Genomic DNA, 11,710 nt, shown 5'->3' on the forward strand with positions numbered 1-11,710 from the left:
TTTGCGTTCCAGCAACAGGGATTAGCTGTTGTAAGTGGTCGATACGGTGTCGCCGCCTTTACCTGTCCAGTTAGTGTGGAAGAATTCACCACGTGGACGGTCAGTACGCTCATAGGTGTGCGCACCGAAGTAGTCGCGCTGTGCTTGCAGCATGTTCGCTGGCAGGCGTGCAGTTGTGTAACCATCAAGGAAGGTCAGTGCTGAAGACAGGCCTGGTGATGGCAGACCGATTTCGAAGGTCTTCGCCACGACTTTACGCCATGAGCCCATGCAATCTTCCAGGATGTTCTTGAAGTACTCATCAGAGCCCAGGAATTTCAGGTCTGGATTCGCTTCATATGCGTCGCGGATGTTGCCAAGGAACGCACTGCGGATGATACAGCCACCACGCCACAGCAGGGCAACGTTACCGTAGTTCAGATCCCAGTTGTATTGCTCAGACGCTTCGCGGATAAGCATGAAGCCTTGTGCGTAAGAGATGATTTTTGCAGCCAGCAGTGCTTTACACAGCGCTTCCAGCCAAACTTCGCGGTCGCCTTCTACTGGAGCAATCTTGTGTTGGAACAGAGCAGCGGCTTCTTCACGCTCTTCTTTACGTGCAGACAGAGCGCGTGCAAATACAGATTCAGTGATCAGCGTCAGTGGAATACCGAAGTCCAGCGCATTGATGCCTGTCCATTTACCGGTGCCTTTCTGGCCTGCGGTATCAAGGATTTTCTCCAGCACGATGTCGCCATCTTCGTCGCGGTAGCCCACGATTTCAGAACTGATTTCCATCAGGTAGCTGTCCAGCTCGGTCTTGTTCCATGCAGTCATGGTCGCCTGCATTTCATCGTGGTTCATGCCCAGACCTTCTTTCATGAAGTGGTAAGCTTCACTGATCAGCTGCATGTCGCCGTATTCGATACCGTTGTGAACCATTTTCACGAAGTGGCCTGCACCTTCACGGCCAACCCAGTCACAGCAGGCTTCGCCGCTGTCGGTCTTCGCTGAAATCGCTTGGAAGATAGGCTTCACTGCTGGCCAACCCGCTGGGTTACCACCTGGCATGATAGAAGGTCCAAAACGTGCACCTTCTTCGCCGCCTGAAACGCCAGCGCCGATAAATACCAGACCTTTTTCTTCCAGGTCTTTCATGCGGCGTGTGCTGTCTGGGTAGTTAGAGTTACCGCCATCGATAATGATGTCGCCTTCGTCCAGCAAAGGAGTCAGGGCGTCGATGAACTGATCAACCACGTCGCCTGCACGTACCATTAGCATCACTTTGCGTGGTTTTTCCAGTTTCTCAACTAAATCTTCCAGTGAGTATGCGCCAATGATGTTGGTGCCTTTTGCTGCGCCTTCAAGGAACTCGTCAACTTTTGACGTAGTGCGGTTGTAAGCAACCACTTTGAAGCCGTTGTCGTTCATGTTCAGGATAAGGTTCTGGCCCATTACCGCCAGACCAATTACGCCGATATCGCCTTTCATTTCTATAAACTCCTTACGCCAATGCCTTCGCGGCAGCAGCATCTAAATACCATTCAGTTGTGCCATGTGTTGATTGAATATGCGCTGCCGGATAAGGCAGGTTTGCGTCGGCGTTTTCACCGTGAATCGCTTCAATCATTTCTGCTTTGCCCGCACCCAGTACCAGGTAGCTGATGCGGTCCGCATTATTCAGCAGACATGCACTTTTCGAAACACGCAGCTGTCCTGATTGCGGGTGCGCCGCAACCACAGTCAGTGCAGGTTCATCGTAGTCAGTTTGACCCGGGAATAGGGACGCTGTGTGGCCGTCGTCACCCATGCCAAGCAAGATCCAGTCAAACGCAGGCAAGCCGTTTTTCTCTGGCACTTCTGCTTTGATTTCGTCAGCCAGTCGCTTGGCTTCCTGCTCTGCATCGTCTTCACCACGAATGCGATGAATGTTCTCAGCAGGGATCTCGATGTGGCTGAACAGCAGGGTGTTGGCTTCGCCGTAGTTGCTTTCAGCATCATCCGGTGCCACGCAGCGCTCATCACCCCACCAGAAGTGGAGGTTTTGCCATTGAATGCTGTTCGCCCATTCTGGCTGTGCCAGCAGTTTGAACAGTAGCTTCGGTGTGCTGCCACCAGAGAGTGAGATATGAACGGGACGTCCTTGTTCACTCAGGCTTTTCATTGACGACGCAAGTTCTAACACCACGGCGTCTGCATTATCTAAAATGCGGAATTCCTTCATTTCACAGCTCGCAATATTCTGTATTGGTTAGGTTTTTACATGGGTAGCGCCACTCGCGTCCATCGCGTTTCAGCAGCGCATCCGCTTTTTCTGGGCCCCAGGTGCCTGCGGCATAACCGAACAGTACATCTGGGTCTTCCTTATAGCGCAGAATGGGTTCAACAAACTCCCAACATGCTTTCACCGCGTCAGAGCGGGCGAAAAGCGTAGAGTCGCCTTTTACGGCATCCAACAGTAAGCGCTCGTAGGCGGTCAGAAGCTGTGCTTCTTGCAGGTTCTGGTAGTGGAATTCCATTGAAACTTCTTTGGCTTCAAAGCCTGCGCCTGGTTTTTTCAGGCCGAAGCTCATCAGAATGCCTTCATCCGGCTGAATACGGATGATGAGTTTGTTCTCAGGAGCATTGGCGCCAAACACTGGGTGAGGGGTTTTCTTGAAGTGAATAACCACTTCGGTCACACGCGTTGGCAAGCGCTTTCCTGTGCGCACATAGAAAGGCACGCCATTCCAGCGCCAGGTGTCGACAAACATCTTCAAGCCGATGTAAGTCTCGGTACGTGAGTCTTCCGCTACGCCCGGCTCTTCGCGATAGCCTAACAGCTTTTCACCGCGAACGTTGGAGCCCGTGTACTGACCCAGTACCAGATTGTTCTTCAGATCGTCGTTACTCAGTGGACGGAAGCTCTGCATAACCTTGGTGACTTCATCACGAATGGAGTCAGAGCGGATAGCCGCGGGTGGTTCCATCGCAACCATGCCCAGCACCTGTAGCAGGTGGTTTTGCAGCATGTCGCGCACCGCGCCTGAACCGTCGTAGTAACCGCCACGTCCTTCTACACCCAAAAACTCAGCGCCAGTGATTTCAACGTAATCAATGAAGTTACGGTTCCACAGTGGCTCAAACATGCCGTTTGAGAAGCGGAATACCAGCAGATTCTGAACCGTCTCTTTACCCAGATAGTGGTCGATGTGGTAAAGCTGCTTTTCGTTAAAATTACGGTGGAGTTTCTTGTCCAGCTCTTCTGCAGATGCAGTGTCATAGCCGAAAGGCTTTTCAACAATCAGGCGTTTCCAGCCGTTGGATTGGTCGTGCAAATTGTGGTCTGCCAGACACTCTGGAATGACGCCATAAAGGCTTGGCGGCGTCGCCAGATAGTAGAGATTGTTGTTGCCGGTGTGGTGTTTTTCGCTCAGCTCGTCCAGGCGGGTAACTAGTTTGCTGTATTCGCTGGACTCAGCAGGATTGATAGGAAGGTAGTATAGGTGTTGGCTAAAACGCGCGAGAACGGCTTCATCCACCTTCTCATTTTCTCTTAAAAACGCGGCGAGTTTGTCGCGGAAAGCGTCGTCAGAGTAGTCGGTGCGGCTAACGCCAAGAATCGTAAAGTTCTCTGGCATCATGCCATTTGCATAAAGGTGATAGAGTGCTGGGATCAGCTTGCGCTTAGCAAGATCACCGGACGCACCAAAAATCACAATATTGTTGTTTTCTTTCGCCATTTGGATTTCCCTGCGATGGGCGATTAATCAGTCTCGAATGGAGAAACGTGCCCAAGGTCGTGAGGCCAATAAAATACCAGCATTTTCCCCAAAATATGATTGTTTCTTCCTATCTTTTTAATAGGCAGTGCCTTTAACGCTTCATTTGTGTACGAACTTGGGTGAATGTGTATGAGTTTACGTTCATATCTTGTGAGCTTGGTTCCCAAGGCGTCGGCTTGAACTTTAGGCTGAAACCGATCCACTTCCACGTTCATTATTCTCGCTGATAGCTATGATTTTCACTTAGTTTTGAGAATTCGCCCATTTTATCTGCCGTTATATTCCGTTAGCGTAGCCAACAAAAGGGATTGGAGCGTGATATGGAAATCTGGCTCATAGGAACTGTTCTTGTATTGTTCACAATGTTGATCGTGAAAGGCCGCAGGCGGCGAAAAGCACAGCGGGTATTTATTGGCACATACCGTTTCAATAAAGTGATCAAAACAAAAGTGCACCAGCGTTATCCTCATCTGACGGATGAAAATCTGTCATTAGTCATTGATGGTTTGAAAGAATATTTCTTTCTTTGTCATGAGGGTAATAAACGCATGGTCGCGATGCCTTCACAGGTTGTGGATGTCGCTTGGCATGAGTTCATTTTGTTCACTAGAGAATACAAAGGATTTTGTGACAAAGCATTTGATCGGTTTCTGCACCATACGCCCACCGAAGCGATGGTGACACCAACGATGGCTTTGGACGGTATTAAGCGGGCATGGCGACTATCTTGCGCTCGTGAAGGTATCAATCCGACGAATCCGTCAAAACTTCCGCTTCTTTTCGACATTGACTCAAGGCTAAATATTGACGATGGTTTTAAGTACTCGCTCGACTGCCAGAGGAGTAACTCAAATACCTACTGTGCCAGTCACATTGGCTGTTCTTCTGGCTGTTCTTCTGGCTGTGCGGGGGGAATGGGTTGCTCAGGAGATGGTGGCGGCTGTGGTGGTGGGGGAGACTGACCAGACATGATTTTAGCGCTCTCCTCTGCAATAGACCTTTACAGACTTTTGTCTCGATAACGCGTTATACATTTCACTCCTGATTATTCACTAACGCTTTGAGGGTCATGGTGCAAATGGCTGCATCTACCCGAATCCTATCTTCGTCTTCAGAAAACAGGTGAAAGAAGAAACCTGATCATTTAGGACAAAATAGGATTTTAGGATGAAAAAGTTAGTGGTGTTGATGGCAGTGTTTCTGTTGTCAGCGTGTGGATTTGAGGCAACGCAAACGTATCACTTAACCTTGAGTGGCAGCCAGGCAGTGCCGCTCAATGATTCAGAACTGTCTACAAAGGCGCGTGTTCAACTTGATGAAAAACGCAAAAAGCTTCGGGCCAGGCTGTATATCGATGGCATCGAAGGCTTTAAGTTTGCCCATATTCATAGCGGTGGAATAGGGGAGGCTGGCGGTGTGGAATACACCTTTGAAGCGCCGAAAAAGCAAAAATGGACACACGGTGAAAAGCGCTATTTGGTGGTTCGTGAGAACGGCTTAAGCTATGCCGAAGTGGAAGCGCTGAAGAACGGCGATTGGTACATCAATGTTCACACCGAAGCGGTGCCTTCCGGCGAAGTGCGCGCGCAAATTGTGCCGAAGACTATCACTATTCTCTCCTTCAAAGCGGATGGCAGCCAACAGGTGCCGTCTGTAGCGACTGATGCCAGTGGACAAGGGTATCTGGCTTATAACAGCGTCGAAGAAACGCTGAATCTAAGGGTGAATTCGCAGGGCATTGAAGATGCAGTCGCAGCCCATATCCATACTGGTCGCGTTGGCAGCAATGGCGGCGTGCTGGTGGTGTTGGATCAAAACGCGGAGGATCCCAACGTGTGGACGGCGCCTGAGGACACGCCATTAAGCGAAGAAACGTTTGAAGACATGCTTTCAGGCGCCTTTTACACCAATTTCCACACGCCAGCGAACCCGCCTGGGGAAATCCGTGGGCAGATTTTCTCGCCTGACTATTCCATCTACACCTTCCCATTGTCAGGCGATCAGGAAGTTCCGCCTGTTACGACAGACGCCAGCGGTGATGGTTATGCCTTGCTAAATGATGTAAACGGTCACCTGTATTTAAGATTGGTTACCCAAGGTGTTGAGGATGCAGTGGCGGCTCATATCCACCAAGGTATCGCTGGCACTAATGGCGGCGTCGTGGTTGGTTTGAAACAAAGCGTGGATGACGTTAACGTATGGCAAACGCCAGTAGATACCACCTTGACCGAAGTACAAAAAGCAATGTTTCAGTCAGGCGGGCATTACGTGAATGTGCATACACCTGCGGTTGGAAGTGGTGAAATTCGAGGGCAGATTGAGCCTTAGTTTTTCGGTTTTACCTAGACAAAGCGGTGCAGAAGCATCGCTTTGTTCTACTCTACATCTTGGCTTTTTATTGAGCCTTCTCTCTAACGCTTGGTCATAAACCTCTATTTTATTGGATAACTATTACTCCAAAAAATCTGTCAACTACTGCAGTATTATGGATGTAGGCTCGCTTTGTTTTGTTAATTGGCAAGGATTATTGAAAAATGTCGAGGGTTGAGGCTCATCTCGAGCCTCAAATAAAAAGCTAACAGCGACATAGTTGGTTGTTAGCTTTAAGTTTTTGGTTTACTGCGGCAGCATTAACTTTTGAGCAACGAGATAGCCTAGACTTGACTTGCCTGATACCCATAGGCTCCCATCTTTGTCAACATGTAGCCCTGAAGCAATTGATAGACTGCTAGGGAGAAAAAACTCTTGAACTTCAGAGTTATTCTTATTCGCTATAGTTAGATAATTTACACAGTCATCTACACAATCTTTCCTGCTCCGTTCAACATAGATATAATTTCCAAAATCCATTTTTAAAGCTGACACCAAGAATCGATTTTCTTCTTCATGTTCGTGATTAAACCAACTCGGGCGTGGGATTGGTTCTATTTCAATCATGATATCATTGTTACTAGAGTCTTTTTCAAATCTTCTTCCGCATCTATTTAGTATGATATCTTCAGTAGATAAAAGCTCATTGCATTCATAGGAGTAAGGATATTCTATACTGTTGATGTCTTGTGCCTCTATATTTCCCTCTCGGAACCTTGCTATGGTGTTCTTATTTGACTCGGTTATACCTGAAAATATATCTCCGTCAAGGCTCGTCAAACTAATCCTTCTAACTTCCGATGTCGATATTTCAGAGTTGCTTTTTATTTCATTTCCAGTTGATATGTTTATTTCTGTTAGATGTGAATCGCTATACAATTGATTGGTGGAAGATAAAAATAAACTGTCATTAATAAATAACGCATCACTTGGTGAAGGAACACTGTTGATATACTCTATTGTAATAGATTCTTGTGGTGAATCGAGATCAGGAGTCAGCTTATAAAGTGCGCTTCGATCGTTAGATGATCTCAAGTAATATATTTGACCTGAGATATCATCGACATGAATCTTTCCGAGCTTTTCGAAAATAGAGGGTCGTAACGGTATTATTACTGTCTCACCACCACTAACTGGCTTTATCATTAGGTTTCTACTGGTTTCAGAACTAGAGCCATAATATATAAAGGCGTTGTAAAATCGACTGTATGTTAGATGGTTGTCTTCATCATATCGGCCAACCAACGCTTTTGGGAGTTCTGAGCTAATTGTTGAAAGCTGTTCACTCTCGAACATCACCGAAATTAATATATTGTCCGAGTTTGAGCCATAGCAGTAATCGGAATAACATAGGTTAACTGATAAAGTATACCCCTGATCCATCGTATAGTAAGACATTGTATTTAGGCTTTCGATAGTAACAGGACATGTTGCTTCAGTTCTGTCAGAGTTTAAAGGACACTGGATCACTGAAAATGAAGCATCTCCAGAAAATTCCACATAGGAGTTTGAGCTTCTGTGAGAATTTTCTATCGGTATTTTTATATCAAACACCATCTCAGTTGGGTCATCGATTCTACGTTTCACAGTATACGAGCGTATTGTATTACTTGAGATGGTAGGGAGCGTCGTATTCACATTGAGAGTTATGTCGAAAGGAGAACCTTCTATCGTGCTGTTACAGTTCTCATCATAACAAAAGTACAGTGTGAGCACTTCCTTGTAGTCGCCTCCAGGATTTGACTCAGGCAAGTAGTAGTCAAAGCTAACGTTAGACTCTCCTCCAAGGACAATTGATAGTGATAAGTTGCTAATTCCTGATGAAGAACCAAAGTTACTTCCCACGTACAAATAAACTTCACTTGTAGATTCAGGTATTGATACTTCTATTGGTAGATTGAAGGAGGCATATCGGTTCTCAGTTGTTACATATAGATCAATTTCTGATTGAAGAGGTAAAATAACTGAACTTGAACCGTTATTATCTGCTCCCCCTCCTGAACCAGAACCTCCACCACAACTAACAACCAGCAAAACAGAGAATAGAGTTAAAACTAGATTTTTCATGACTGCCAACTTCCATGATTCTGGTGAGACTTTCTTGCTAACCAATGAGCTTTTATTAGAACTCCCTTGTCTAATTTGATGCTACTAAATGCCCATCAGCTTGAATGACTTAGTTTTGATACGCGGTGTAAGATTTTTTGAAGTCTAAGGTGGAAAAACAGCGCCAATCGGCGCTGTTTTTAAAACAATAAAGTGATGCATCAAGACAGATAGAAGAAATCAAAATCAGCAGCGCTGATGTCTTCAGCGTTAATGTTTTTCAGTAGTACATTCACGTTGTCATCAACATATTCCGTCTCTCCGCCGAAGTCGAATTTATGGATCATCTGAATCAAGGTGTCATCGCCTTGCTGTGTGATGATGAAATCGTCAAAATTCATTGAGAGATAGGAGTAGTCATTGAATGCTATTTTATCGATACCAATTTCAAAATCGGTGATGGTGTCCATTTCAACGCTGCTATCGTAATCCTGTCGCGAGTCACTTAAGACAAAAGTGTCTGCACCTTGTCCGCCAGTGAGGGTATCGTAACCTTCGTCGCCTTGCAGCCAGTCATCTCCGTCGCCTCCTTCCAATATATCGTTGCCCTTTCGCCCAAACAGGGAGTCATCACTGGCACCACCGACGATGTGGTTGGCGGAGTTTCTGCCAATCAAAGTGAAGGAAATCTGCTCATCCGAAATGTCATCAAGCTGAACATTTTGAAGGGTGGAGATGGCTGTTGATGAGCCTTGAATTACGACGTCATTGCCTACTTGCTTAATCAAATCACTTCCTCTAAATATGTTGTCTTCATTAGCGAGGAACCAGATAGTTTTGTCATCCAGCAAGTGGGTAATATTCAGCGAATCAACGGCCGCTTCAAAGTCGGTGATGGCGTCTTCATATCGGTAGTTATTAAACGAGTTCCAATCATAGCTGTTAAAGCCAGCCAACTCAGTACTGAAATGACCAATCACAAAGGTGTCAGCGCCTTCACCTCCGGAGAGTTGGTTCTCTCCCTCTCCAGCATGGAGCCTATCGTTACCTTGACCACCGTCAAGGCTATCGTTACCACCATCACCAGACAGCTCATCATTGCCTTCACCGCCGAGGAGTGTGTCATGACCTCCGCCTCCAATCAGAGTGTCATTGCCGCCACGGCCTTCGAGAGTGTCGCTGCCGGAGTTGCCATTAAGATAGTCATCACGGTTGCCACCGATAAGTGTATTCCCAATACCGTCCGATGCAGCGCGTAGGAGAAGTGTGATGTCATCTAATGCTATTGAGTCTGGATCAACGCCTTCTAAATAGATTTCAAAGCCTAGGTCAGCTTTGAGGACCGTTCCATTTTCGTAGGCGGTAGGTGCCAAGCTTGATGGTGAGAAAGTCAGACTCGGTCTCTCTGAATAATCAAAACCGTAGTAACTGATAGTCGCTTTAAATATCAATTGGTCTTCGTTAACGTCAAAGTCCTTAATTGTCGTGATACCACTGGACCCAAACTGGAGATCGAACGTATCGGCACCTTCACCACCCACCAAAATCTCTTTTTTACCGTGACTGATTAGAGTGTCATTTCCTGCTCCACCATCCGCATAGTGAGTCGCGGTGATGATGTCGTGCCGTTTATCACCGAAAACCCATTGGTTTGATTGAAAGCTACCGCCATAGTGCCAAGACTCTCCAATGTGCGCTCCCCAGGTACTCAGGGAATCATTGAAGGTCGATGTGCTTGTAAACGAAAAATCGTCGGCGGATAACAAGGAAGCGTTGGTATTGTTCAGGGTAATGGTGGAGCCATTAGACAGGGTAATCACAGCTTTTGAGCCAACTTGCTCGATAACCAGATCATCAAAGTCAGAGGCAATCGCTGTATCGATGGCGATGGTATCAATGCCAATTTCGAAGTCGGCTATTTTGTCATGCCCAGTGAAATAGGAGGGTATCGAATTTGCACTTTTGGCGAGGTCAAAATACAAGGAAGTGCCAAAATGGAAAGTGTCCGAGCCTGCACCGCCATGAAACCATTGATTATTGGCATTGCCGGAAAGGATATCATCCCCTGACCCAGCGAACAGGGCAGCTCCATTTCCTAGACTGCCGACAACGTGGAGGACATCATTTCCCTCGCCCCCCAATAGCGTGTCTTTGTTGCCAAGGCTCGCTAATACGTCATTGCCACTGCCACCCCTTGCAACATCATTTCCATAGCCTTCCACCCAGTCATCACCCGCACCCCCTATAAGAGTATCGGATGAGCTTGAATCTCCATGAACTCTGTCATTTCCGCTGCCACCAATCGCCAGTTCAGACTCAAAAATCACATCGTTGCCAGTACCACCCATGGCGAGATCCTGGCCATCGCCACCATTTAGGTAGTCGTTTCCATCTCCCCCAGAAAGTGTGTCATTACCTCCAATGCTGTTGACTCTATTAATCTCGTAGTCACCATAAAGAATATCGTCGCCATCTCCACCATTAAGCGTATCGTTGCCGGTGACACTACTACGTGAGACGGTTTGATAGTCACCGTATAGGGTATCGTTACCTGTTCCGCCGTTCAGAGTGTCATCACCATCGTCGTTGGCGGGGCGCCAATCGGCCCTAAACGATTCGCCGCCATACAAGGTATCGTCGCCGTCACCGCCATTCAGGACATCATGATCACCGCCGCCACTGAGTGTATCGTTACCGCCACCGCCAGTGAGGGTGTCATTATCGTTATCTCCATCCAGCGTAGATCTATCATTCCCATAAACAGTCAGATTATCGTTCCCATCACCACCTGAGAGAGAGCCTCCATCTTCGTCAATCAGAATGTCGTCTCCAGCCTCTCCGTAGAGGGAATCCCAGCCCTGATTACCATGAAGTAAATCGTTACCTTGCCCCCCATAGAGTGTGTCATGATCTGCACCTCCATTCAGGATGTCGTTTCCGTCACCGCCATAAAGCCTATCGTTACCGGCATCTCCACTCAGAGAGTCATCACCTTCATCACCATAGAGGGTGTCTCTGCCATCGCCACCATAGAGCTTATCCTGGTCGGCACCACCGTATAATTTGTCGTTGTCTTGCTCGCCGAAAAGCTCATCATTACCTTCGCCCCCATGGAGAGTATCGTTTAGGGTGCCACCGATTAGTTTGTCGTTGCCTTCCTCACCATAAAGCTTGTCGTCACCTATGCCGCCATATAACTCATCCTCTCCCAGGCCACCATATAAGGTATCTTTGCCACCATCGCCATAGAGGAAGTCATTTCCACCATAGCCATAGAGCTTATCGTCAAGACTGCCACCATATAGCTCGTCGGTGCTCTCGTGACCATAAAGGGTGTCTTTTCCACCGAGTCCGTAAATACGGTTACTACCTTCGACACCGTAGAGGACGTCGTCGTTTTCTGTACCGGTAATCTCGTTATAGGTAGTGGTTGTATAAACGAAATCGGTGAGTTCAAGGTTGGCTGAACTGAGCGTGAGTGAATACGTTCCTTCATTGGAAAGACTTGGTGCTTGAATAGACATACCTTTCTCCATGGAATGCTTTCCGTC

Annotated in this window: 7 protein-coding genes; 2 read left to right on the forward strand and 5 right to left on the reverse strand. The window is 47.2% G+C overall.

Annotated elements, in window-relative coordinates; genetic code table 11:
• Nucleotides 1-21 precede the first annotated feature (21 nt).
• Genes gnd through zwf form a run of 3 tightly spaced genes read right to left on the reverse strand, consistent with a single transcriptional unit; the run spans nt 22 to nt 3,701 of the window.
• On the reverse strand, nt 22-1,470 hold the full coding sequence (gene gnd, locus G5S52_RS09495) for a decarboxylating NADP(+)-dependent phosphogluconate dehydrogenase (RefSeq protein ID WP_165013034.1): 1,449 nt from the start codon (nt 1,468-1,470) through the stop codon (nt 22-24).
• A gap of 13 nt (nt 1,471-1,483) precedes the next feature.
• Nucleotides 1,484-2,203, reverse strand: a complete 720-nt coding sequence (gene pgl, locus G5S52_RS09500; RefSeq protein WP_165013035.1) for a 6-phosphogluconolactonase — start codon at nt 2,201-2,203, stop codon at nt 1,484-1,486.
• A gap of 1 nt (nt 2,204) precedes the next feature.
• Nucleotides 2,205-3,701: a glucose-6-phosphate dehydrogenase gene (gene zwf, locus G5S52_RS09505; RefSeq protein WP_165013037.1), complete on the reverse strand. Its 1,497-nt coding sequence runs from the start codon at nt 3,699-3,701 to the stop codon at nt 2,205-2,207.
• Nucleotides 3,702-4,063: 362 nt separating this feature from the next.
• Here zwf and G5S52_RS09510 point away from each other — a divergent pair, with 362 nt between their 5' ends.
• Complete coding sequence (locus G5S52_RS09510; RefSeq protein ID WP_235956152.1) at nt 4,064-4,705, forward strand: glycine-rich domain-containing protein; 642 nt, start codon at nt 4,064-4,066, stop codon at nt 4,703-4,705.
• Between the two features lie 205 nt (nt 4,706-4,910).
• Nucleotides 4,911-6,071 (forward strand): CHRD domain-containing protein, encoded by a 1,161-nt coding sequence (locus G5S52_RS09515; RefSeq protein WP_165013039.1) that lies wholly within the window; start codon nt 4,911-4,913, stop codon nt 6,069-6,071.
• Nucleotides 6,072-6,359: 288 nt separating this feature from the next.
• Here the strand turns inward: G5S52_RS09515 and G5S52_RS09520 are convergent, their stop codons facing one another.
• Both G5S52_RS09520 and G5S52_RS09525 read right to left on the reverse strand, forming a co-directional pair.
• Nucleotides 6,360-8,180, reverse strand: a complete 1,821-nt coding sequence (locus G5S52_RS09520) for a hypothetical protein (RefSeq protein WP_165013041.1) — start codon at nt 8,178-8,180, stop codon at nt 6,360-6,362.
• Between the two features lie 200 nt (nt 8,181-8,380).
• On the reverse strand, nt 8,381-11,683 hold the full coding sequence (locus G5S52_RS09525; protein WP_165013043.1) for a calcium-binding protein: 3,303 nt from the start codon (nt 11,681-11,683) through the stop codon (nt 8,381-8,383).
• Nucleotides 11,684-11,710 lie beyond the last annotated feature (27 nt).

Origin of the sequence: Grimontia sedimenti, from assembly GCF_011045095.1 — a bacterium.
In the GTDB taxonomy this organism is placed as follows: Bacteria; Pseudomonadota; Gammaproteobacteria; order Enterobacterales; family Vibrionaceae; genus Enterovibrio; species Enterovibrio sedimenti.

Excerpts from the sequence above, each read along its gene's own strand:
- gnd (WP_165013034.1), bottom strand. The coding sequence starts at position 1,470 with ATGAAAGGCGATATCGGCGTAATTGGTCTGGCGGTAATGGGCCAGAAC.
- pgl (WP_165013035.1), bottom strand. The coding sequence starts at position 2,203 with ATGAAGGAATTCCGCATTTTAGATAATGCAGACGCCGTGGTGTTAGAA.
- zwf (WP_165013037.1), bottom strand. The coding sequence starts at position 3,701 with ATGGCGAAAGAAAACAACAATATTGTGATTTTTGGTGCGTCCGGTGAT.
- G5S52_RS09510 (WP_235956152.1), top strand. The coding sequence starts at position 4,064 with ATGGAAATCTGGCTCATAGGAACTGTTCTTGTATTGTTCACAATGTTG.
- G5S52_RS09515 (WP_165013039.1), top strand. The coding sequence starts at position 4,911 with ATGAAAAAGTTAGTGGTGTTGATGGCAGTGTTTCTGTTGTCAGCGTGT.
- G5S52_RS09520 (WP_165013041.1), bottom strand. The coding sequence starts at position 8,180 with ATGAAAAATCTAGTTTTAACTCTATTCTCTGTTTTGCTGGTTGTTAGT.
- G5S52_RS09525 (WP_165013043.1), bottom strand. The coding sequence starts at position 11,683 with ATGTCTATTCAAGCACCAAGTCTTTCCAATGAAGGAACGTATTCACTC.